Source organism: Halomarina salina (assembly GCF_023074835.1).
In the GTDB taxonomy this organism is placed as follows: domain Archaea; phylum Halobacteriota; class Halobacteria; order Halobacteriales; family Haloarculaceae; genus Halomarina; species Halomarina salina.
In genome coordinates, this window is the sequence record NZ_JALLGW010000001.1 from 110,418 (window position 1) to 132,186 (window position 21,769).

Annotated in this window: 27 protein-coding genes; 11 read left to right on the top strand and 16 right to left on the bottom strand. The window is 68.0% G+C overall.

Annotation, left to right across the window (positions count from 1 at the left end; genetic code table 11):
- The first annotated feature begins 169 nt into the window (after nt 1–169).
- Entirely contained in the window at nt 170–871 is a 702-nt protein-coding gene (locus MX571_RS00575; RefSeq protein WP_247413652.1) for a 5-formyltetrahydrofolate cyclo-ligase, read from the top strand.
- Between the two features lie 139 nt (nt 872–1,010).
- Here MX571_RS00575 and MX571_RS00580 read toward each other — a convergent pair whose 3' ends face one another.
- Together MX571_RS00580 and MX571_RS00585 are read right to left on the bottom strand one after the other, a co-directional pair.
- On the bottom strand, nt 1,011–1,787 hold the full coding sequence (locus MX571_RS00580; RefSeq protein ID WP_247413653.1) for a hypothetical protein: 777 nt from the start codon (nt 1,785–1,787) through the stop codon (nt 1,011–1,013).
- A 90-nt stretch (nt 1,788–1,877) separates the two neighbouring features.
- Nucleotides 1,878–2,666, bottom strand: a complete 789-nt coding sequence (locus MX571_RS00585) for a twin-arginine translocation signal domain-containing protein (protein ID WP_247413654.1) — start codon at nt 2,664–2,666, stop codon at nt 1,878–1,880.
- A gap of 148 nt (nt 2,667–2,814) precedes the next feature.
- Here MX571_RS00585 and MX571_RS00590 point away from each other — a divergent pair, with 148 nt between their 5' ends.
- Nucleotides 2,815–4,206: a TIGR00341 family protein gene (locus MX571_RS00590; RefSeq protein WP_247413655.1), complete on the top strand. Its 1,392-nt coding sequence runs from the start codon at nt 2,815–2,817 to the stop codon at nt 4,204–4,206.
- Here MX571_RS00590 and MX571_RS00595 read toward each other — a convergent pair.
- Nucleotides 4,194–5,180: an NOG1 family protein gene (locus MX571_RS00595; RefSeq protein ID WP_247413656.1), complete on the bottom strand. Its 987-nt coding sequence runs from the start codon at nt 5,178–5,180 to the stop codon at nt 4,194–4,196. The genes MX571_RS00590 and MX571_RS00595 overlap by 13 nt on opposite strands.
- A 116-nt stretch (nt 5,181–5,296) precedes the next feature.
- Here MX571_RS00595 and MX571_RS00600 point away from each other — a divergent pair, with 116 nt between their 5' ends.
- From MX571_RS00600 to MX571_RS00610, 3 genes are all read left to right on the top strand, one after another.
- Complete coding sequence (locus MX571_RS00600; protein ID WP_247413657.1) at nt 5,297–5,656, top strand: DUF5518 domain-containing protein; 360 nt, start codon at nt 5,297–5,299, stop codon at nt 5,654–5,656.
- Between the two features lie 177 nt (nt 5,657–5,833).
- On the top strand, nt 5,834–6,244 hold the full coding sequence (locus tag MX571_RS00605) for a DUF5518 domain-containing protein (protein ID WP_247413658.1): 411 nt from the start codon (nt 5,834–5,836) through the stop codon (nt 6,242–6,244).
- Nucleotides 6,245–6,348: 104 nt separating this feature from the next.
- Nucleotides 6,349–6,666, top strand: a complete 318-nt coding sequence (locus MX571_RS00610; RefSeq protein WP_247413659.1) for an ASCH domain-containing protein — start codon at nt 6,349–6,351, stop codon at nt 6,664–6,666.
- 3 nt (nt 6,667–6,669) lie between these two features.
- Here MX571_RS00610 and hisE read toward each other — a convergent pair whose 3' ends face one another.
- The 4 genes from hisE to MX571_RS00630 all read right to left on the bottom strand — a co-directional run bounded on the left by hisE (nt 6,670) and on the right by MX571_RS00630 (nt 8,529).
- The gene (hisE, locus tag MX571_RS00615; RefSeq protein ID WP_247418401.1) at nt 6,670–6,948 is read right to left on the bottom strand and encodes a phosphoribosyl-ATP diphosphatase; all 279 of its coding nucleotides are present in this window, start codon (nt 6,946–6,948) and stop codon (nt 6,670–6,672) included.
- Between the two features lie 86 nt (nt 6,949–7,034).
- On the bottom strand, nt 7,035–7,511 hold the full coding sequence (locus MX571_RS00620; RefSeq protein WP_247413660.1) for a bifunctional nuclease family protein: 477 nt from the start codon (nt 7,509–7,511) through the stop codon (nt 7,035–7,037).
- A gap of 86 nt (nt 7,512–7,597) precedes the next feature.
- On the bottom strand, nt 7,598–8,191 hold the full coding sequence (pdxT, locus tag MX571_RS00625; RefSeq protein ID WP_247413661.1) for a pyridoxal 5'-phosphate synthase glutaminase subunit PdxT: 594 nt from the start codon (nt 8,189–8,191) through the stop codon (nt 7,598–7,600).
- Nucleotides 8,192–8,367: 176 nt separating this feature from the next.
- Nucleotides 8,368–8,529 carry a preprotein translocase subunit Sec61beta gene (locus MX571_RS00630; protein ID WP_247413662.1) on the bottom strand — a complete coding sequence of 54 codons (162 nt, stop codon included), beginning with the start codon at nt 8,527–8,529 and terminating at the stop codon, nt 8,368–8,370.
- A gap of 159 nt (nt 8,530–8,688) precedes the next feature.
- Here MX571_RS00630 and MX571_RS00635 point away from each other — a divergent pair, with 159 nt between their 5' ends.
- Nucleotides 8,689–8,958 (top strand): thioredoxin family protein, encoded by a 270-nt coding sequence (locus tag MX571_RS00635; RefSeq protein ID WP_247413663.1) that lies wholly within the window; start codon nt 8,689–8,691, stop codon nt 8,956–8,958.
- Between the two features lie 54 nt (nt 8,959–9,012).
- Here the strand turns inward: MX571_RS00635 and npdG are convergent, their stop codons facing one another.
- From npdG to MX571_RS00650, 3 genes are all read right to left on the bottom strand, one after another.
- Nucleotides 9,013–9,681 carry an NADPH-dependent F420 reductase gene (gene npdG, locus MX571_RS00640; protein ID WP_247413664.1) on the bottom strand — a complete coding sequence of 223 codons (669 nt, stop codon included), beginning with the start codon at nt 9,679–9,681 and terminating at the stop codon, nt 9,013–9,015.
- 192 nt (nt 9,682–9,873) lie between these two features.
- Nucleotides 9,874–10,737, bottom strand: a complete 864-nt coding sequence (locus tag MX571_RS00645) for a TIGR01548 family HAD-type hydrolase (protein ID WP_247413665.1) — start codon at nt 10,735–10,737, stop codon at nt 9,874–9,876.
- A gap of 12 nt (nt 10,738–10,749) precedes the next feature.
- The gene (locus tag MX571_RS00650) at nt 10,750–11,148 is read right to left on the bottom strand and encodes a UPF0146 family protein (protein ID WP_247413666.1); all 399 of its coding nucleotides are present in this window, start codon (nt 11,146–11,148) and stop codon (nt 10,750–10,752) included.
- Nucleotides 11,149–11,286: 138 nt separating this feature from the next.
- Between MX571_RS00650 and MX571_RS00655 the strand changes: the two genes are divergently transcribed.
- Nucleotides 11,287–11,808, top strand: coding sequence for an archaemetzincin family Zn-dependent metalloprotease (locus MX571_RS00655; protein WP_247413667.1), 522 nt, complete (start codon nt 11,287–11,289; stop codon nt 11,806–11,808).
- A 283-nt stretch (nt 11,809–12,091) separates the two neighbouring features.
- Here the strand turns inward: MX571_RS00655 and MX571_RS00660 are convergent, their stop codons facing one another.
- The gene (locus MX571_RS00660; RefSeq protein WP_247413668.1) at nt 12,092–12,724 is read right to left on the bottom strand and encodes a riboflavin synthase; all 633 of its coding nucleotides are present in this window, start codon (nt 12,722–12,724) and stop codon (nt 12,092–12,094) included.
- A 213-nt stretch (nt 12,725–12,937) separates the two neighbouring features.
- On the opposite strand from MX571_RS00660, the gene MX571_RS00665 reads away from it, so the two are divergent.
- From MX571_RS00665 to MX571_RS00675, 3 genes are all read left to right on the top strand, one after another.
- On the top strand, nt 12,938–13,525 hold the full coding sequence (locus MX571_RS00665) for an HdeD family acid-resistance protein (RefSeq protein ID WP_247413669.1): 588 nt from the start codon (nt 12,938–12,940) through the stop codon (nt 13,523–13,525).
- Between the two features lie 144 nt (nt 13,526–13,669).
- Nucleotides 13,670–14,962 (top strand): TIGR00341 family protein, encoded by a 1,293-nt coding sequence (locus MX571_RS00670; protein WP_247413670.1) that lies wholly within the window; start codon nt 13,670–13,672, stop codon nt 14,960–14,962.
- A 77-nt stretch (nt 14,963–15,039) separates the two neighbouring features.
- Nucleotides 15,040–15,285: a DUF7533 family protein gene (locus MX571_RS00675; protein WP_247413671.1), complete on the top strand. Its 246-nt coding sequence runs from the start codon at nt 15,040–15,042 to the stop codon at nt 15,283–15,285.
- Between the two features lie 33 nt (nt 15,286–15,318).
- Here the strand turns inward: MX571_RS00675 and MX571_RS00680 are convergent, their stop codons facing one another.
- From MX571_RS00680 to MX571_RS00700, 5 genes are all read right to left on the bottom strand, one after another.
- A complete protein-coding gene (locus MX571_RS00680; RefSeq protein WP_247413672.1) occupies nt 15,319–15,747 on the bottom strand; it encodes a universal stress protein in 429 nt (142 codons plus the stop codon).
- 56 nt (nt 15,748–15,803) lie between these two features.
- Nucleotides 15,804–17,630 carry a UvrD-helicase domain-containing protein gene (locus MX571_RS00685; RefSeq protein ID WP_247413673.1) on the bottom strand — a complete coding sequence of 609 codons (1,827 nt, stop codon included), beginning with the start codon at nt 17,628–17,630 and terminating at the stop codon, nt 15,804–15,806.
- Between the two features lie 129 nt (nt 17,631–17,759).
- Nucleotides 17,760–17,927 carry an HVO_0416 family zinc finger protein gene (locus tag MX571_RS00690; RefSeq protein WP_247413674.1) on the bottom strand — a complete coding sequence of 56 codons (168 nt, stop codon included), beginning with the start codon at nt 17,925–17,927 and terminating at the stop codon, nt 17,760–17,762.
- A gap of 200 nt (nt 17,928–18,127) precedes the next feature.
- Nucleotides 18,128–20,026 (bottom strand): DUF2070 family protein, encoded by a 1,899-nt coding sequence (locus tag MX571_RS00695; RefSeq protein ID WP_247413675.1) that lies wholly within the window; start codon nt 20,024–20,026, stop codon nt 18,128–18,130.
- Between the two features lie 26 nt (nt 20,027–20,052).
- Complete coding sequence (locus MX571_RS00700; RefSeq protein ID WP_247413676.1) at nt 20,053–20,601, bottom strand: GMP synthase subunit A; 549 nt, start codon at nt 20,599–20,601, stop codon at nt 20,053–20,055.
- A 312-nt stretch (nt 20,602–20,913) separates the two neighbouring features.
- Between MX571_RS00700 and MX571_RS00705 the strand changes: the two genes are divergently transcribed.
- Nucleotides 20,914–21,738 carry a TrmB family transcriptional regulator gene (locus MX571_RS00705; RefSeq protein WP_247413677.1) on the top strand — a complete coding sequence of 275 codons (825 nt, stop codon included), beginning with the start codon at nt 20,914–20,916 and terminating at the stop codon, nt 21,736–21,738.
- Nucleotides 21,739–21,769 lie beyond the last annotated feature (31 nt).

Sequence of the window (21,769 nt, forward strand, 5' to 3'; positions counted from 1 at the left end):
TTCAGCGGTCGGCACTCCGCGGAGCGACCACGGCGAGAGGGCGGACAACGACGGCGTCGTCGAGGCTACCGACGACAGTTCCGGAACACACCGCGGGACGCGAGGTCGCAGGAGCACCCTGCCGACGTGAGGTGACGACGTACTAGTACGCGACGCCACAATCGGGGGCATGGACAAGCAGGCGATTCGCGAGTCGGTGTGGGACGCGCTGGAGGCGGAGGGCATCGCACGGTTCCCGTTCCCCCCACACGGACGCATCCCGAACTTCGACGGGGCGAAGGCGGCGGCCGAGCGACTCGCGGGGCTCCCCGAGTGGGAGGACGCCGAGGTGCTGAAGGCGAACCCCGACGCGCCGCAGTTGCCAGCGCGGCGGGCGGCGTTGCGACGGGGGAAGACCGTCTACATGGCCGTCCCGCGACTGCGCGACGAGGAGTGCTTCCTCGAACTCGACCCCGCCGAACTCGCCGACACCGACGCGGCCGCGACGGTGAGCGGGATGGGCGACCACGGTGTGCAGGTCGCCCCCGACGCGGTGCCGCACGTCGACCTCGTCCTCTCGGGGAGCGTCGCCGTCACCGAGGACGGCGACCGAATCGGGAAGGGCGAGGGCTACTCCGACCTGGAGTTCGCCGTGCTGTGCGAACTGGGTCTCGTCGACGAGGCGACGACGGTCGTGACGACGGTCCACGAGCGACAGGTCGTCGACGAGGCGTTCGCGAGCGACGACCACGACGTGCCGATGGACGTGGTCGTCACGCCCGAGCGGACGATTCGAACGGGCGCGACGGGCCGACCCGACGGTATCGACTGGTCGGCGCTGGACGACGAGCGAATCGAGGAGATACCGGTACTCGAGCTGATGCGGGGTTGAGTAAACGGTCGTCTCTGTCTCATCTGAAGGGCTCTCTACTCACCGGACAGTGGAACGGTACTTTCACGATGTGCGGTTCGTGAGAACGTGCGATACCGAATATGCGTCGGGAATCAAACGCTCGAACAGTGACCCGGTGTTAAGGGTCGGGTTCGCTGTCGTAGCCGTACTCTTCGAAGCGTGAGCCACCCGTTCCGTCATCCTCGGACGAGAAACCGGTATGAGCGTCGTCTTCGGTACCCAGTGGGATGCTCGTGGAATCCCCCGCACTGCCCTCGTCGGTCTGGTACCCCTCTCCGAGCATGACGATACGAGACGCATCGATGAATACCGTGCCCCCGAGCAGATACTGCTCGTCGGGGATGTCTCGTCGTCGTGGATTCGACTGTCTCTCTCGTTGCTCCTGGCGCAACATAGTATAGCGGAAGTAGTCCGAAGAGACGTTCTGTAGCAATGCTGCAATCGCTCTCCGTTGCGAGTCGTGAGAAGTATCGTGGAGATACGTCAGTCGGGAACGATTGTTGTCCAATTTCTTCGCGAGAAACGCTTTCTTTCCCCCATCCGGGGCGTCCTCGAACTCGAGTCGGACCTCGTAGAGAAACGATTTCAGATTGAAGTAGCTCTTCGTCGACGTATAGTACGAGACGAGATGTGCGATTTCCTCGGCAGATAAGCTCCCGATTGCCTCCAAATGTGAGTCGTAGACTGTCGTGACTCGGTTGAAACCAGTCGATAGTTCCCCCAAGAGTGCCGTACGGAGTTTCTCACGGTCCTCCTGCTGCGTCCTCGTCCGTCGTCGTTCGGTGAACCAGTTCGACCCAACGAGGGTCAGGATGCTAGCGGTCAGCGCAGCGAAGATGGTGGCAACCGGATCGAGGGGGAAGACGGCCTGTAACACGCCTGCAGAAAATGCCATGAATAGTAATCAGAGTCATTTGACAGCTTAACTCTGCCGCACGAAGACCGTCGCTCGTCGAACGAGAACGCTGAGACCGAGCGGAGGTAGCTACTTCACCAGCGATATGACAGCATCCCGGTAGGCCGCCGTGTCGAACTCCAGCGCCATCTCCTCGCTGACCTCGCGCGTCTCGCCGTCCGGCCCCTCGACGGTGCGGGTCGCCGTCTTCGACACCGACTCGTCCGGGTAGACGCTCCCGAGCACGTACACCGTCCCCACCGACGACTTCCAGAGCGCGAGGACGCCCGCGATGGAGAGGTCGAAGCCGGGGACGCGAACGGGACCCATGTCGGGCGTGTCCGGTTCGTCGTAGGTGAGGTCGTCGACGGGCATCGTCCCCGTCACGTCGTAGGTGCGCTGGATGCCGCGCAGGTCCTCGGCGAGGGCCGTCTCCTCGTAGTCGACCTGGGCGACGCCCTGGTCTGCCAGTTGCGACTCGACGGCCGGCAGCACCTGCTGGTCGAGTCGGTCGACGCTCAGCGCGACGTTGACGTAGCTGTGGAGGTCGACGCGGGTGAGCGAGGCGAGGACGACCGGTCGGTCGAACGCGCCGCGGGTCTGCTCGGCGACGCGTTCGCGGGCCCCCTCGTGGGAGAACAGCGTCGTGTACACGTCGGCCGTCACGTCGATGCCGAACTGGCCCCCGGACACCGTCTGTGCGTCCTCGCTGACGACCGTCCATCCCGCCGACTTCGACTCGCCGAGTCGCGGGTGGTCCGTCTCGCTCCGCGGGAAGCCCGGTGCACCGGCCGCCACGCCGTCGTCGAACAGGGTGAACGCGGTCACACCCCCGACCCCGGCGACGCCACAGAGGCCGAGGAACCGTCGTCTATTCATACGAGACACTCACGATTTCGTGCTTATATCGCTTGCCGCTAGCATCGGAGCCTCGCCGGCCGTATCGAGCGACGGCGGCCGGGGAGCGACCGAGGCCTTGCTTTAGCGACCCGTAGCTATAACGCGTCGCCGGGAGTCGAGCCGGACAGTGCGACTGATTCAGGTGGGCGTGCCGGAAGGGCGACGTGCAGTGGTGCTGGGGGCGCTCGACGACGAGGACATCGAGTACGTCGTGAGCGACGAGACGGGCAACCACGACTACGAGGCCATCGTCGAGTTCCCGCTCCCGACGAACGCCGTCGAGCAGGTGCTCTCTGCGCTGCGCGAGGTCGGCGTCGACGAGGGGGCGTACACCGTCGTCACGGACGCCGAGACGGTCGTCTCGGACAACTTCGCGGCGCTCGAAGCGGAGTACGCCGAGCACGGTAACGGCGACCTCATCGCCCGCGAGGAGCTGCGGTCGAAGGCGGAGGGCCTCTCGAACTCCCTGCCGACGTACATCATCATGACCGTCGTCAGCGCGCTCGTCGGCACCGCCGGACTCCTCCTCGACTCCCCGGCGACCGTCGTCGGGTCGATGGTCATCGCCCCGCTCATCGGCCCGGCGCTGTCGGCGTCCGTCGGGACGGTCATCGACGACGAGCGACTGTTCCGACGGGGCGTGAAGCTACAGGCGCTCGGCGTCGTCCTCACCGTCGTGGCGGCGACGGTGTTCTCCTTCGCCGTCAAGTGGATCGGGTTCGTCCCCCCGACGCTCGACCCGACCGAACTCAGCGAGATTAACGAGCGGCTCGAACCGAACCTGCTCTCGCTCGTCGTCGCGCTGGGCGCTGGCGTGGCCGGGAGCGTGAGCCTCACCGCGGGCGTCTCGACGGCGCTGGTCGGCGTGATGATCGCCGTCGCCCTCATCCCGCCCGCGGCGGCGGTCGGTATCGCCATCGCGTGGGGGCTGCCGGGGTCCGCGCTCGGGGCGGCGGTCTTGACGCTCGTGAACCTGCTCTCCATCAACGTCTCGGCGCTCGCCGTGATGTGGTACAGCGGCTACCGCCCGGACCGGTTCTTCCGGCAGGACGAGGCCCGGAGCGCGACCGTGAAGCGGGTCGCCGTCCTCGTCGTCGCCATCGCCGTGCTCTCGGTGTTCCTCGGGACGGTCACCTACAACAGCTACACGGCCGCGAGCGACGAGCGGTCCATCCACGACGCCATCGAGGGGGCCGTCAACGAGAGTTCGGGCGTGACGCACCTCGACACGGACATCACCACGGAGAGTCGGGACGTCCTGTTCACCGAACCGACGCGGGTCGTCGTCACCGTCGGTGCGCCGCCGGACAACCGACCACCGGACCTGGCGGCGCGGATAGACGCAGCGGTGGACGAGGCCGCCGGACGGGACGTGGAGGTACAGGTACGCTACGTCGAGATAGAGACCGTCGACCGTGTCGCGGGCGGTGAGCGCTGGCGAGCGGAACGGCCCGCGCCGAACCACGGCTCCGCACCCACTGCCCGCTCCGCCGCGAACCCCGTCGCTCAGCCGTCGTAGGGCAGCTCTATCTCGTAGTCGATGGCCTCGACGGCGGCGTCCACGACCTCGTCGACGCCCTCGCCCGTCTCCGCGCTGAGGTAGCAGTCGGCGTCGATGTCCCGCGAGCGGTCGGCCTTCGAACAGACGGTCAGCACGGGCACGTCCTCGAACTGCGATTCCAGTTCGTCGCGCAGGGCGAGCTGCGTCTCCAGCGGGTAGCCACACGCCTCGCTCGCGTCGACGAACACGAGGATGCAGTCGGCGACGTGCTCGACGGCGCTGACCGCCTGTCGCTCGATGCCGTTGCGCTCCTCGGCGGGCCGGTCGAGCAGCCCCGGCGTGTCCACGAGCTGGTAGCGGATGTGGTCGCGTTCGACGTGGCCGACGTGGATCTGCGTCGTCGTGAACGGGTAGGAGTCGATGTCGTTGCGGGCGTTCGTCGCCGCGTTGACGAACGTCGACTTCCCGACGTTGGGGTAGCCCGCGATGACGACGGTCGGTTCGTCGGGCCGGATGTCGGGGATGTCCCGCAGGACGTCACGTGCCTCGCCGAGTGCGAGCAGGTCGTCCTCGACGGACTCCGTGATGCTGGCGAGGCGAGCGAACGCCTGCTTGCGGTGTTTCTTCGCCGTGTCGGGGTCGGTGTTCCGGAGCTTCGACTGGTACTCGTCGCGAATCTTGTCGGCCTGTCGGCCGGCCCACATCACCTGCGAGAGGTGCTTGCGGAGGCCGTCGACGCCGCCGGGACAGTCGCCGTGCGGTTCGATCATCGCGTCGGCGACGTCGCGGTAGAACGGGTCGACCACGTCGAAGTCGGGCCACGACGTGGTGACGTTCTGCAGGTTGTCCGAGATGATGTTCGACGCCGTCTGGAGCATCGACTGCTGGGCCTCCAGCCCGGACTTCGCGTGGCCCGCACGCGCCGCCCGCGAGAACGCCTTGTCGATGAGTTCCTCCGCACGCGGCGTCGTGGGGAGGTCTTCGAAGGTCATACCACCCGTATCGGACGAGCAGTGAAAAGCACGTTCCTCCCGTTCTCGCCGTGACAACGCGACGCTAACCCTCTTCCGACGCTAACCCTCATCCGTCCCGACCACGTACCCGAGGTATGGTCAACTGGACAGCAGTCGTCGTCGGCTTCGTCGTCGAGGTGGTCGTCGGCACCATCGGCCTCGCCGTCCCCGTCGTCGGCCAACTCACGGCCGCCGTCGTCGGCGGGTTCGTCGCGGGCTACATGGTCGGCGGTGGCCTCGGCAACGGCGCGTGGCACGGCCTGCTCGCGGGCGCACTGGGCGGACTGGTCATCGCACTCGTCGTCGGTCTCTTCGGGAGCGCCGTCCTCACGGCGGTCGGTGGCCCCGGCGGGACCGCGTTCGGCCTCGGCCTGACGGCGCTCGCCGTCGTCATCTGGTTCGTCGTCTCCATCCCGAGCGCGCTCGGCGGCGCACTGGGCGCGGCGGTCGCCTGAACAGGCGGGCGACCGCCGGCGGAAACGGCGGGCTACAGGCGGCGACTCTCACTGGTAGCTGCCGGCCGAACTGACCGACCGACGGTGCGTACACTCCCACGTTAGAGGCCGTCCTTCGGGAGTTTCTGGCGTTTCGCTTACACTCTTTATCGTCCTCGCTCGCCAACTCAGCCTGTTATGGTAGAGACTAACTGGCGTGCGGTAGGCATCGGCTTCGTGGTCATCGCCGTCCTCGGCCTCGTCGGGGCCTTCGTCGACCCACTGGCGGCGTTCGGAACCGTCCTCGGGGCGATCATCGGCGGGTTCGCGGCGGGATACTACGCCCGCGGTGGCACGGCCAACGGCGCGTGGAACGGCCTGCTCGCGGGCGTCATCGGGGCGCTCGTGCTCATCGTGGTACTGGCCGCGATGGGACTGGCCATCTCGATGGTCGAACTCTCCCTCGGCGGGATGTTCGCCACCGTCGGTATCGCGCTCGCGGCCGTCGTGCTGGCGGTCATCGGCGCGATTCCCGCCGCCGTCGGCGGGGCCGTCGGAGGGATGGTGACCCGTGAAGAGCGCGCAGAGACCGGCCGCCCGGCGGCCTGAATCGGCCATTTTTCGACACCGCATCGACCCATCGGCATCACCGGTGAGACCGGAACGACCAGTACCACCAGTAGCGGTTTGCACGTCCCGCCCGTCTCTCGCCCATGGCACGAATCGAGGCCGACAGCTTGCTTCCGAACGACCACGTGAAGCAGTTGGCGCTGGACGGGGACATCACCCAGATTCACCGCGGTAACCCCTACGCCGACGCTGGCGACACGTTCGACGTGGACGGCACCACGTTCGAGGTCACGGACGTGACCCACCGCACGCTCGGCGACCTGACCGACGAGGACGCGCGGGCGGAGGGCTCGGAGGACCTGGAGGCGTACCGGAAGCGACTCGAACACGCCCACAGCGACGGGTTCGAGTGGGACGACGACGCCGACGTGGTGCGACACCGCTTCGAGCGGCAGGACTGAACGTCAGTTTGACTGGTGCTCGAATCGCTCGGCGAGTTCCGCCCGCAGGTCGTCGAGCGTCATCTCCTTCATCGACAGCAAGACGAGCAGGTGGTAGACGATGTCGGCGGCCTCGTGGGCGAGCTCCTCCCGGTCGTCGTCCTTCGCCGCGAGGACGAGCTCGGTCGTCTCCTCGCCCAACTTCTCCAGCACCGCGTTCTCCCCCTTCTCGTGGGTGAACAGCGAGGTGGTGTAGGAGTCCTCGGGGAGCGTCTCCTTTCGCTCCTCGACGACGGCGAACAGGTCGTCGAGGACGTCGGCGGTGTCGCCAGCCTCGCCGTCGGGGGCGGCCTCGGCGTTCGTCGAGTCCGGCCCGGGCGACCCCTCGGTCACAGGTAGCTCTCCTCCTCGGCGTCCATCTCGGCGCGGATGACGTCGCGGATGTCGTCGAGTTCGGCGTAGCGGTCGGGGTCGTCGCTCGCCTCCTCGAACACCTCGGGGGCGACCGAGACGGGGCAGTTCGTCCGGGAGGCCAGCGCGAGGGCGTCGCTCGGGCGGGCGTCGACGGTCACGTCCTGTCGCGGCGTGTTGAGGTGGAGGTCGGCGATGAACGTCCCCTCGTCGAGGCGGGCGACGTGGACGCGGTCGACCCGACCGCCGAGTTCCTCCACCACGTCGAGCAGGAGGTCGTGGGTCAGCGGGCGACCGAAGTCCGCGGCATCCATCCCGCGGGCGATGCTCGTCGCCTCCTCGAAGCCGACGAAGATGGGGAGCACGTCGTCTTCGCCGTCGACGTCGAGGAGGACGACCGGTGCGGGACCCTGGGAGGTCCCGGCGACCCGCACCGACTCGATGACTGCCTTCATACCTCGGACTGGGAGACGCCGACGGATAACACCTCTCACTCCCGTGGCGGCCCCGTCTGCGGCGGTCTCCCCCGGTTCCTCGACGCCTACGCGACCACGGACTCGAAGAACGCGAGGTCGTGAACCCGCGGGTCGTCGGTGAGTTCCGGGTGGAACGAGGTGGCGACCACCGACCCCTCCTGGACGGCGACCGGACGACCCTCCCACTCGGCGAGGACGGCCACGTCCTCGCCCACCTCGTCGATGACGGGCGCGCGGATGAAGACCGCCGGGAACGGGTCGTCGAGACCGTCGACGTCCAGCGGTGCCTCGAACGAGTCGACCTGCCGACCGAACGCGTTGCGGTCGACGGTCACGTCGAGGACGTCGAGCGTCGCCACGCGGTCGTCCTTCGCGTCCGTCGAGGCGACGATGAGGCCCGCGCACGTCGCCAGCAGCGGCTTGCCCGCGGCGACGTGGTCGCGAATCTCCGCGTCGATGCCCTCGCCAGCGAGGTGCCGCGAGATGGTCGTCGACTCGCCGCCGGGCAGCAACAGGACGTCACAGTCGGGGACGACGCCCGACGTGCGAATCTCGCGCACCTCGGCGTCCTCGCCGTGGGCGGCGGCCGCCCGGCGGATGGCGTCGGCGTGTTCCGAGACGTCACCCTGGACCGCGACGACGCCCGCTACGAGTGTCATGGCCGGAACTAGGCGAGTTCGGGGGAAAAGTCTCGCGGGAGGCCGTCGCCGACCGCTCGCCGAGGACGGACTGCGAGGGCCGGTGTGAGTCCGCTGCGGAGCTACTGCGAGGTGCCAGCGAGGAGTCGGGGTGTTCGGTGGCGAGTCGATACGCGTCGGTCGGTGGCGATGCGGCGTTACCCGACGACGGCCGTGAGGACCATCACGAGGAGGCCGAACATCGCGCCGAAGGCGACCACCGTCTTCGGGTCGATTCGGGGCGCGTTGCGGTCCTCGGAGTCGAAGTACCGGACGAGTCCGGCACTGGACATCAGGCCGCCGCTGTTGCTTCCACTCATGTTCCACGCTGAGCGACGCGACGGTGTAAACGTTTCGTCAACACTCTCCACCCCGATTCGTCGACACATCACACCGGTGGTCGTGGGCGAGCGGTTCGGCGCGCCCGACGGGAACAGTGGAAACCCTTATTCGGAGCGACGGGTAACTCCGGTGTACCGATGACGGTGACTCTCAAGGACTTCTACGCCGACTGGTGTGGCCCGTGCAAGACCCAGGACCCGATTCTGGAGGACATCCAGGAGGACTGGGGGGACCGCTTCGAGGTAGAGAAGGTGAACGTCGACGAGGAGCAGGACGTCGCCAACGAGTACCAGGTCCGCTCCCTTCCGACGCTCATCATCGAGAACGACGACGGCGTCGTCGAGCGGTTCGTCGGCGTCACCCAGCGCGACGACATCGAGGGCGCGCTGGAGTCGGCGGGCGCGTAGGCGGGCGGTCACCTCCTCGACGCAGCGTTCAGCGACCGCGGAGCCGCTGGCTCGTCACTCGAACGTGACGCCCAGGTCGTGCATCCCGTCGTTGTTCATCGCGACGTTGATGAGCAGCGGCGTCAGCGCCTCCACCTCGCTCGCGTTGGCGAGGCCGCCGACGTCCAGCGTCCGGATGCCGCGAATCTCCTCGGCGAGCATCGAGACGATGTCCTTCGCGTCCGGGTCGTCGCCGAACACGAGCACGTCCCAGTCGAGGTCCGCGTCGAGGTTCGCCAGTTTCCCGGCCGCGAGGTTGTGGAACGCACCGACGAGGGGGACGCCGTCGGGGGCCGCCTCCGCGGCGAGGGCGGCGACGCTCCCGGCACTCGGGGCGTTGTAGTGGAAGCCGTCGTCGTCGCGTTTCATCCCGACGGCGGGGGTGACCAGCACGTCGTCCTCGTCCACCTTGTCCGCGACGGCCTCGATGGTGTCGACGAGGTGGTAGGCGGGGACGGCGAGGACGACGACGTCCGCGCGGTCGGCCGCCATCGCGTTGTCGAACCCCTTGACGGTGCAGTCGACGGCGCGACTCGACAGTTCCGTCTCGTACTCCTTGGCCTTCTCGCGGGCGCGGTCGGGGTCACGTGAGCCGACGAGCACCTCGTGGTCGGTGTGGTACGCCCACCGGAGCGCGAGACCCTCGCCGATGTCACCCGTGCCGCCACAGAGCGCGATTCGCATGGTGGCACGTCGTCGGGTCGGCGATTAAGCGTTGTGTGCTCGGGCGCTCGACGACCCGCGGAGGGTAGACGCGCCACCGAAGGACGCCAGCCACGCGGCGACGACGGCCGCGACGAGAGAGGAGAGCACGTCCACGACTGATTGACCGACCGGCCGGCGAACCGTCACCGCCACGAACGAAGACCGACGGCGTCACTCCAGCAGGTCCGGCAACTCGTCGACCGACTCGACGACGGCGTCGGCGTCGACCCGCTCGAACGCCGATCTGCCCGACTCGCCGGTCAGGCCACCCGTGAGGACGCCGATACCGAAGTACGTCCGGTCGTCCACCTCGCGGGCGTTGTGGACCGTCCGCACGTCGTCGAGCGTGTCGCCGGCGAACGCGAGGCGCTCGGCGTCGAGGCGCTCGGCGAGGCCGACGATACCTTCGGGGTCGGGTTTGCCCGCGACGGGGGAGTCCATCGTCACGACGTGCTCGTCGGGCAGGTCGAGTCCCACGCGGTCCAGCGCGAGTGCAGCCTCCGCCTCGGGCCGACCGGTGACGACGCCGACGGCGTAGCGCTCGGTCAGCGCCTCGACGGTCTCGGGAGCAGCCAGCACCGTCTCGTCGTGGATGAACCCCGCCGTCTCGATGTCGGGGGCGCCGCCCTCCAGGTCGCGGTACAGCTCCGCCCCGAGGTACAGTTGCTGGAACGTGTCGGTGAGCGCGTCGGGGTCCCACTCGGCGTGGACGCGTTCGCGCGCGTCGGGGTCCAGCGCGTCCGCGAGGACGGCGTGGGTGCCCTCCAGCCCGCCGCCGCTGGCGGCCACCGCGTCGGTGAACCGGTCGACGGGGTTGCCGTACCCCTCGCGGCGCGCGAGGAGGTGGAGCGCGGCGGCGTGGGTGAGTTCCCAGTCGTCGTTGAACCCGCCGGCGTCCTTGAACGACTGGACGTCGTCGCGGCCGATGGTCTCGCCGTAGGTCCTGTCGAGCGTCTCGAGGATGGCACGCCGATACGAGTCGGCCACGTCGACCAGTACGCCGTCGATGTCGAGAACGATGGTGTCGACTTGCATTTGTGTCTGGAGTCAGGGGAGCGGGGCGTCGCGGGCGCGAAACAGCGTCTCGCCGGGGAGCGTCTCGCTGTCGACCGGAACCGAGGGGGCGTCGCCGCCGAGCGTGGTGAAGCAGAAGTCGGCACCGACCCGACGGGCGAGCGTCCACGTCGGGCGGTGGAGTTCCGGCGGCAGGTTCAGCGCGTACAGCGCATCGGCGTCGCGGTACACCGACTCGTCGGGGTCCGTCACGTCGTCGCGGACGAAGCGGACACCCGCAGGGACCGGCCGGTCGTGGACGTCGGTCGCGGTCACCGACGCGTGTTCTGCGAGCACGCCCGCGACGTCGGGCCGGTTGCCGACGCCCACCTCGACGAGGCGCTCGTAGCCAGCGAGGCGGTCGACGAGCGCGTCGCGTGTAGCCGGTCGCACAGTCGGAACCACTGCGGCGATGCTACTTCAGTCGTCCGATGGCCCCCAGCGCGCTCCTGCGGCAGCTGTCGTCAGAACCGAAACACGAGGGAAACTCGCGTCGGGAGGCTTATAGCCGGTCCCTCCATACCGTGGTTCATGCACGTTGACATCGTGCCGGTCGGTGACGTCCCCGCCGTCGTCAAGCGCGAGGCGTCGTCCGGGCTCCGGTCGGTCTACGAATGCGATGTCACCGTCCACGCCGCTCAGCCGATTCCGGACGGGTCGTACGACCCCAACCGCGGGCAGTACCGTGCCGAGGAGTTCATCGAACTGGCCGGACGAGTGGGTGACGGGGACAAGAACATCGCCATCACGCCGAACGACCTGTTCTACCGACGGCGCAACTACGTCTTCGGCCTGGCGTACCTCGACGGCGCGGGCAGCGTCATCTCCACGTACCGCCTCCAGACCTCCTCCGACGGCGGGTTCGCCCAGAAGTCCGCGGGCGAGGTGTTCTCCGACCGCGTTCGCAAGGAGGTCGTCCACGAGATCGGCCACACGCTCGGCCTGGAGCACTGCGACAACAAACGCTGCGTGATGAACTTCTCGCCGACCGTCCGCGAGGTCGACATGAAAGAGCAGAACCTCTGTGGCACCTGCTCGCGGCTCGTGCATTGAGCACCCACCTTTTATCCACGAGAGGGGGTTTCACTCGCTACGCTCGTTCAACCCCCACAGGGTAAAAGCTGGACCAAAAGGATTCCTCCCTCACTTCGCGCTCTTCGAGCGCTCCGGAAGACTCGCTTCGCTCGCCTTCCGTGCTCCCGCTCGTTTCACTCGCGGGAACTCCGTTCGGTCGTCACCCCGCTCGCTCGTTCGCTGACGCTCACTCACTCGCGGTACAGCATCGTCGTCAGACAGCATCGCCACGTGACCGCACAGCACTACAACCCTGCAACCGCTACTGCACCAGTCGGTCGGCGTAGGCGGTCTGTGGGTCCTCCGCCTCGGCGTCGAGGACGCGCTCGACGTACTTCGCCAGCACGTCGACTTCGAGGTGGACCGGGTCGCCGACGTCCTTCTCGGAGAGCGTCGTGATGTCGTAGGTGGCGGGGATGATGGCTATCTCGAAAGCGTCGTCGTCGTCGAGGGCGGCGACGGTCAGCGAGATGCCGTCGACGGTGATGGAGCCCTTCTCGACGACGTAGCCCGCGAGGTCGGCGGGGAGGGAGAACCTGAACCGCCAGTCGTCGCCCTCGCGTTCGACGTCCGCGACGGTGGCGGTGCCGTCGACGTGACCCTGCACGACGTGACCGTCGAAGCGGCCGTCGGCGCGCATCGCGCGTTCGAGGTTGACCGCGTCGCCCGAACGCAGGTCGCCGAGGTACGTCCGGTCGACCGTCTCGCGGGCGAGGAACACCGAGAACGTCTCGTCGTCGTTGTCCTCGACGGTCAGGCAGACGCCGCTGACGCTGACCGACTGGCCGTGTGAGAGGTCGGCGGCGAACGAACAGGCGATGCGGAGGCGTCGGCCCCCCTCGTCCGCTTCGCTGGCGACCACCTCGCCCGTCTCCTCGACGATGCCGGTGAACATAGCGACGGGTAGGACCCTGAGCGTGCAAAGCGTTCCGCTTCGTGCGCAGTCCCGACGGTCGGATCGGGGTCGGTGCCGGCGTCGCTCACCGGTGACGTGTAGAACCGTGTGGAATCGCTCGTGGGCCGGAGTGTCCTCCGTTTCGGAGGCTCCCGAAAATCGCCGATATCGGTTAAGCTGGTTGACAGCCTCGGTGCACACGGTGAACAACTCATGAGTGCAACTGTTCCAGAGAGTGAAGGCGGGACCATCGCTGGTACCCCCGTCCGGCCCGGCAGGACGATGCTGGCGGTCGGTGTCGTGTTGAGCCTCCTCGGACTCGTCGCCATCGTCTTCCCGTTCGTCACCGGTGTGTCCATCTCCATCGCGCTCGGCGCGCTCCTCGTCGTCGGTGCGCTGTTCCACGTCGCCCACGCGTTCGGCGCGGGAGGCTGGCGCGGGTTCGCGCTCCAGGCGCTCCTCGCGGGCATCTACGCCATCGCGGGCATCGGCCTGCTCGCCAACCCGGTGCTCGGGCTAGCGACGCTGACGCTGCTGCTGGTGGGCTACTTCCTCGCCGACGGCGTCGTCGAGGTGCTGCTCGGCGTCCGTATGCGTGGCGAGAGCGGGGCGATGTGGTTCGTGGCGAGCGGCGTCATCTCCATCGTCCTCGCCGGCCTGCTGTGGGCCGGGTGGCCGAGCACCGCCGCGTGGGCGGTCGGCCTGCTGTTCGGCATCAGCCTCCTGTCGTCGGGCCTCTCGATGGTGTTCGTCGGGATGCGCGCCGACCGGACCGAACGCCGAACCGGTGCCACGGCGTAGTCGAACCGCGTCGAATCGCACTCCCCGCTCTCTGGCGCTCCGCCGGCCCGTGCGTCCGAGTCGGGTCCCTCGAAACGTTCTCGCCTTCCGGTGGCTCTCGGCGGTGTGAATTCGGGTTATCGTCGCTCGTGTCGTAGTTCCGTCATGCGACTCGTCCAGGTACTCATTCCGAACGGCACCCGAGAGTCGGTGCTCTCGGTGCTCGACGACGAGGGAATCGACTATGCCGTCTGGGCGGAGACTGGACGCGGGAACTTCGAGGCGCTCGTCTCCTTCCCCATCCCAGAGAGCGGCGTCGAGTCGGTGCTCGACCGGCTCGGGGCAGCGGGCATCCAGGAGGACGCCTACACCATCGTCCTCGCGACGGAGACGGTGGTGTCGGAGCGCATCGACGCGCTCGAAGAGCGCTACACCGGGCTGCGCATCTCCCGCGACGAACTGGTCGCACGGGCGAAGGACCTCGCGCCGGCCCGCTCGACGTACGTCGCCTTCCTCGTGCTGAGCACCATCATCGCCACCGCAGGCCTCCTGCTGGACTCTGCGGCGACCATCATCGGAGCGATGGTCGTCGCCCCGCTGATGGGACCGGCCATCACCGCCAGCGTCGGGACCGTCCTCGGCGACGAGCGCCTCGCGTCTCGCGGCGTGACCTTCCAGGTGTTCGGACTGGTGCTCGCCGTCGCCGTCGGTGCGGTGGTCGGCTTCGTCCTCAAGGAGACGGTGTTCCTCCCGCCCGGCCTCGACATCCGCGACATCCCGCAGGTCACCGAACGCACGAGTCCGAACTTCCTCTCGCTGTTCCTCGCGCTCGGGTCGGGGCTCGCCGGGGCCATCAGCGTCATGCGCAACGCCGGCTCGGCGCTCGTCGGCGTCGCCATCGCCGTCGCACTCATCCCCCCGGCGGCCACCGCCGGACTCGGCATCGCGTGGGGGTTCTCGGGCGTGGCGCTCGCCGCCGGGACGCTCGTCCTCGTCAACCTGCTCGCCATCAACCTCTCGGCGCTGGTGCTGTTCTACGCGGCGGGCTACCGGCCGGTCGAGGACGAGACGCGTGACGCGGCGGGCGTCCGTCGGGCCGTCGCCACGCGACTGGTGGGCATCGTCGCTGGACTGCTCGTGCTGTCGGTAGTCCTCGGCGCGGTCACGTACTCCGAGTTCGTCACCAACGAGTTCGAGGTGCAGGCGACCGGCGCGGCCCACGCGATGCTGAACGAACCGCAGTACGAGGGGCTCACCATCGAGGGGACGACCGTCGACTACCACGGCATCGACATCCTCACCGGCGAGCCGCCACGGGTCGAGATCGTCGTCGGCGTCGAGGGCGACGCGGCGGTCCCGCAGACGCTGGCCGAACGGTTCGACGAGCGGCTGCAGTCGGCGACGGGGACGGACCCCACGGTACGCGTCGGCTTCCTCGACGAGCAGGTCTCGCCGTAGGCGTTCGTCGGGGCGTCGAACCAGGTACCGGCCGTCGACTCCGCGACGCTTTTCCCCCGCTCCCCCCACCTTCGACCATGGCTCGCGGTATCATCGGGACCGTCCAGCTCGTCGCGACGCTCGTCTTCGCCATCCCGGTCGGCTTGCTGGGCGTCATGCGACTCGTCGCGGGCGAGACGCTGTTCGGTGGCATCCTCCTCGTCGTGGCGGTCGGGATGGTGCTCGTCGAGGAGTACCTGACGACACCCCAGGACGTGCCCGCGATGGCCGCCGAGAAGGCTGTCGGGTCGGTCGTCGACGACCGCGACGCCGACGAGGAGTGAGCGGTCACCACGTCCGACAGTTCTCCCGTGACCTCACTCCGCGTCGATTCTGACCGTCATCACGGGAATCGTCGAGGTCCGCACCACCTTCTCCGTGACGCTGCCGAGCAGGTAGCGGTCGAGTCCGCGTCGGCCGTGGGTCGCCATCACCAGCAGGTCCACGTCGTTCCCCTCGGCGTAGTCGACGATGGTCCGCCACGGCGTCCCCTGCTCGACGGCCGTCTCCGTCGGGACGTCGTGTTCGCTCGCCCGGTCGACCACCGACGCGACCGACTCCTCGCCGACCGCGGTGAGCGCGTCCACCACGTCCGTCCCGACGAGCGTGACGCTGTCGCGGTTCGTGTCGGCGACGAACAGGACGTGGAGCGTCGCGTCGTGCGTCCGGGCGAGTTCCAGTGCGTACTCCAGCGCCTCGTCCGCGCCCTCGCTCCCGTCCGTCGGAAACAGGATTCGGTCGAACATACCGTCCGAACGTTTCACACGGCCGAGGATAAGTCGTCCGGCCGGTCCCGAGTCGGCTACTGGACCGCCATCGGTTCCTGGGCCTCGGTCATGAGGTCGTCCAGGTCCCGGCTGGTCAGTTCGTTGTGGAGCAGCACGTCGATGGGCAGGGTCGGCGCGCCGTCGACGAGGTTCTCCAGCAGGACGAGGCGCTCGCGAGCGCGGGACATCCCGACGTAGAAGACGCGACGCTCGTTGTCAGTGAGACACGGGACGGGGTTCGTGGACTCCTCGAAGGCGGCCGCGCCCTCGGGGTTCTCGTCCTCGATGGTCGCCGCCATCTGCTCGACCACCTTCTCCGTGAGGTCGGTGCAGACGAACACGTGGTCGGCCTCACGACCCTTCGCGGAGTGGATGGTGCCGACGCGGACGCGCGACCGGTCGACGTCCTGGTAATCGCCACCGACGTAGGCCTTCAGCGATCGCTTCTGGTAGTTCGTCACCTTCCGGACCATGTCGGCCGCGGAGGCGCGGTCGGGGAGGAACGGCGCGTGTTCCTTGACGAACGCCTCGTCGACGGTCATCTCGGTGAGGTCCTCGATGCCCGTCTCCTCCTGCCGGTCGTCGATGGCGTCGAACAGTTCGTCGCGCTCGCCGGTGCCGAACGCGGCGGAGTCGAGCATCTCGGCGAGACGGCGGGCCTGCAGGCCGTTGATGTCCTCGCCGTCCTCCAGTTGCTCGATGGCGGTGACGTAGTCGGTGAACCGGTCGGTCCACATCCGCTGGTCGGTGAGCGCCTGGAACGGGATGCCGTAGGAGATGAACTCGTCCATGAACTGGAACATCTGGTACCGCGCCCGGAACAGGAGCATCACGTCACCGTCGGGGTCCTGCTCGATGGTCGCGCGGATGTTCCGGACGAGGTCGTACATCGACGGACTCGGGACGGCCTCGACGCGCCCGCCCTCCTTGCGCGGCAGGAAGTCCTTCTCCTGGCGCTCGGTGACGTGATCGATCTCCCGGTTGACGACGTTGAGGATGCGCGAGGGGAGGCGGTAGGAGGTGTCGAGGATGACGTCCTCACCTACCTCGTTGAGCAGGAGGTGCGGGTCAGCGCCCTGCCACGCGTAGACGACCTGGTCGTCGTCGCCCGCGATGAGCACCTTCTCCATGTGCGGTTTCCACTCGTCGTACACCTCGTACTGGAGCGTCGTGATGTCCTGAAACTCGTCGATGACGAGGTAGTCGACGTTCGGGAGCAGCGAGCGCTGCTTGACGCGTTCGAGCATGTCCGCGAACCCGACCAGCCCGTTCTCGCCCTTGTACGAGCGCCACGCGCGGATGGCCTCGGGCACGTCGAGGCGCTCGTCCGAGGACGGCCACGTCGGGGTGTACTTGTTGCCCGTCTGGGCGTTCGGGTCGATGTCCGGCGGGAGCCGCACCTCGTCGACGTTCCACTGGAACGGCACGTCGTACCAGTCGGCGACGTCGCGGCGGGTCCGCTGGAGCCACTGGCTCGTGGCGATGAGCTTGTTCCCCATCGTCGTCGAGCGCGAGGAGCGTCGCCGGGAGGCCTCGTACTCGTCTTCGAACTCCAGGCCGTAGTCCTCGCAGAACTCCTTCTTGTCCTTCTCGCCGACGACGTCGCTCCGCGAGAGGTCGAGCAGTTCGTACGCCTTCGCGTGCATCGTGGCGACGTTGCCGCGAAGTGCACGGGGGCTACACTCCAGTCGCTCTGCGAGTCGTTCGCGGATCTCTGCCGCCGCTGCGCGCGTGTAGGAGACGACCAGGATGTCGTTCACGTCGACGCCCTCGTCGAGGAGTGCGTCGACACGGTCGAGGAGAGCAGTCGTCTTCCCGCAGCCCGGACCACCGAACAACCGGGTGACCTGCGTATCCGTCATTGGCCTTCGATAGGGGTCCTGCCGTATAAGTGACGTGGCTTGACCGACAGAAGCGCGTCCGTGCGAGGCGTCGCTGAGCGGTCAGTTCGGCGGAAAATCGTGGCGGTCGGGATGGCGTCGTCGACAGCGTCAGTTCGGGAGCCACCCACAGACGCTACACTCCGTCGCGGAGAGGTCGTGGAGACTGCAGCACTCGGGACACTGTTTCTTGTTATACTCTCGGTCCCAGCTCGGCGCTTCAGTCCGGTGTCCACGTTGCTCCAGGAAGTCGTCGAACACGTCGCCGTTCGTTGCCATACAGGTGTGCTATCGTCCACCACACTATTAAACCTGTTCACGGCTCTCACTCGCTGCGAACGGACAGTCTACGTGCCGTTCGCTGGACGTTCGTCGGTTTCTACGGCAGTCGGCTGTCCCAACGTCGGCCTCCCAACCCGGCCGGCCACCGAGCGTCGCCGGCCTCTCGGCGTCGCCGGCCAGCAGCGTCGGTCGTCGCCTCAGGTGAGGAAGAAGACGAGGGCGCTCACGGCGGTGACGCCGATGACGAACGCGACGGCGAGCGCACCGCCCATGGCGATCATCGCGTTTGCGTGCGAGGCGAGCGTCTCGGTGCGGTCGTTGCCGAAGACGGTGACTCGCGCTCGTTCGCTCGCCATCCCCGCGACGACCGGTTCGAGGTCGTCGACCGCCCGGTCGACCAGGTCCACGACGAGGGCCGCCAGTTCGTCGTGGTCGATGGCCGCTCCGACCTGGTTGTCCGCCTCGACGGTGTTGACGATGTGCGTGTCCGTCGTCATCACCTCGGCGGCGTCGACGTGGTCGGAGACGGCGTCGACCAGTCGCCCCCGGAGCCCCGGCACCATGTTGTTGCCGTCGACGAGGACGTAGGCGGTCCGCTGTTCGCCCGCCTCCACGACGGCGACGCGGACGCCGAGCGGCCCGATACCTTCCGTCGGCGTCCAGTCGGTCCGCTCCCAGGCGACGCCGAGTCGGAGGCGCTGGCGAGGCGCGTCGCCGAGGTCGATGCCGACGGTGCGAGCGGCCCCGAGCATGTCGAAGGAGCGCTCGCTCCCCGGCGTGACGTGGCCGAGGTCCTCGCCGGCGAGACCGTCGTTGCTGTTGTGCGCGTCGACGACCATCGCCTCGCGGAGGCCGCCGGCGCGTGCCTCGGCGGCCGCCGAGAGGCCGACCGAGTAGTCCACGTCGTCGGCGTAGTTCGGCGCGTAGCTGGCGACGAGGAGGGCGTCGTCGCCGAACGCCTGCGCGAGGATGCCGACATCGCCCTGTCTGACGTGGTAGCTCTCGGTGGCGCGTTCGGCGTACTCGACGCGGTCGGCGGCGCGGTTCGCGGCGTCGATGACGGTGTCCACCTCTCGCTCGGTGACGAGGTTGAAGTCGTGGCCGGCGGTGGCGTGGGGCGGGAAGCCCAGCCCTTCGGTCGAGGCGGCGACTCGCTGGGGGAGGTTTCCGCCCCCGATTTCGCCCATCGGGCCGGGGTGTATCATCGGGAGGACGAACCGGGCCTTCTCCTCCCCGGGCGTGCCGTCGTCGCCCTCGCGGCGGACGGAGAGCACCGTCACCGGGACGACGGCCTCCTCGCCCAACTGCTCGAAGAAGTCCTCCAGTTCCCGCGACCCCTCGGCGATGTGGCCGATGAAGCCGCGCCCGAAGTCGAGGACGCTGACGCCGAGGCTCCGCTTCCAGGGCTGGTCGATGACGACGAGGAACAACCAGGTCGAGGCGGCGTAGAGCGCACACATGAACGCGAGGAGGACGAAGTCGCTCGGTACGATGGCCGACAGCTGCGGCGGGGCCTGCTCCGGCCGCGAGAGGTACGACTGCGCGAGGGGTCCGCCGCCTATCTCGAGGTACGTCATCGTCCCGCTGTAGACGAACAGGAGGAGCGCGCCCGCGAGCGTCTGGATGCTCGCCGGGAGGATGGCCCACCGGAGGCGGTGTCCGGAGACCGCCATCGACACGAACAGGCGGATGGCGAACACGCTGGCGAGGGCGACGAGCAGCACGTCGAAGACGAACCCCTGTGCGAGCGTCGGGACGAACGGGAGCGGTCCCGACAGGACGACGACCACCGCCGCCAGCGTCAGCAGGCCGACGGTGACGAGTTCGCAGAACAGGGCGAGCAGCGACGCCCGGTTGGGCGTGAGCTGTCCGTCCAGTCGGCGGTCGACCCACGGGGTGAGGACGCTGGCGGCGAGCGTCGGGATACCGACGAAGAACAGCCCCTGCCACGCGTCTTCGAGGACGAACCGCGAGTCGAACGCCGCGATACCGGTGACGACGGCGATGAGCAGCGAGAACGCGACGCTGGCGTACCACTGCGGGGCGCGGAAGATGTACCGCGAGAGCGCGGCGAGGTCGCCCTGGGTCGTCGTCATCCGCGACCGCCCCGTGTCACACGCATCTACTCACAGAGCGAGACGAAGTTCTCGAAGACCTCCTGACCACGCTCCGTGTGGGCGACCTCGGGGTGCCACTGCACGCCGTAGAGGTCGCGGTCGGGGTCGCTCATCGCCTCGACGCCACAGACGTCGCTCTTCGCGGTCCGGGTGAACCCCTCGGGGACCTCGACCACCTCGTCGGCGTGACTCGCCCAGACGCGGGTCTCGGGGGCGAGCGACCCGACCAGCGGGTCGGCGTCGTCGAGAATCTCGACGGTGACGTCGGCGTAGCCGCCGTAGTCGCCCGACCCCACCCGACCGCCGAGTGCGTTCGCTATCAACTGCATCCCCAGGCAGATACCGAAGACGGGGACGTCCCGGTCGAGATAGTCGGCGCTGTGGCCGGTCCGGTCCATGTCGGGGCCGCCCGAGAGGACCACGCCGTCGGCCTCGACCTCCGCGGGAGGCGTCTCGTTGTCCACGATGGCCGTCTCGACGCCCACGTCGCGAAGCGCGCGGCCTTCGAGGTGGGTGAACTGCCCGTGGTTGTCCACCACGACGATGCGCGTCATTGGCGGAAGTACGACCGTGACGCGATAAAAACCCCACTGAACTGAGGCCAGCGTGACGGCCACCCCCCGTTCCGCCGGGACCCACCGCGACCCAGCGACCGCCGATACGGGAGGAGTTGACAAACGCGCGGATGCCGTGTGGAAAACGGAACGATGGCAGATTCGAGGCGCTCGTTCGGGCCTGTGGCGGCAGTCGTGACCTGCGAGAGCAGGACGTATGTTTATATGTCCACGTTCGATAACTAAGTTGTCTGTTGACCCCGCCGTACCGAACGGCACGGCAGCGCCCGTGAGAGGAGCCATATTACCACAATGCCCACGAACGAACACCGAACCCGAGCCGTCGACTCACTCGAGTCCCTCGGCCTCCGAGAGTACGAGGCGAAGTGCTTCGTCGCACTCGTCCAGCTCTCGGAAGGCACGGCGAAGGAGGTGAGTAAGGTCGCGAGTGTCCCACGCTCTCGCGTCTACGACTCGCTCGAGAAGTTACAGAACCGAGGTCTGGTCGACGTCCGGGAGTCGAATCCGCGGAAGTACCGCGGCGTCTCCGTCGAGACGGCCATCCAGACGCTCCGCAACGAGTTCACCACGCATCTCGAGACGGCCGGCGAGAACCTCAAGGAACTGCAGGTGTCTCCGCACAACGGTGACAACGAGTTCTGGACGGTCTCGGGCCGCGAGAACGTGACCGAACGCGGTAACGAACTCGTCGACGACGCGGACCACGAAGTCGTCGTCGTCCTCCCGGACGACGAGCACGTCGTCGACATCTCGCTGGACTGGGTCGAACGAGCGCTCGACGAGGGCGTCACGACGCTCGTCGACGCACCGAGCGTGACGGTCCAGCAACGCGTCGAGACCGAGGTACCCGGCGCGCAGGTGTTCACCTCGTCGCGAGAGGGCGACCGGACGCTCGGTCGCACGCTGCTCGTCGACGACAGTTCGGTCCTCCTCAGCGTCATCGAGGAACCGCTCCCGACCGTCCAGGAGGAGACGGCGGTCGTGAGCAACGGCGGCGTCGGCACCCGCATCGCCTCCATCGTCGAGGACATCTCCCGCATCCGACGCCGGATTCCGGCCGTGGAGACGCCCGCGACGGCCGAGGCGTCGGTCGACGCGACGAACGTCGACGACTGACGCCGAGACACTCGGAGTGAGCGACGGTCCC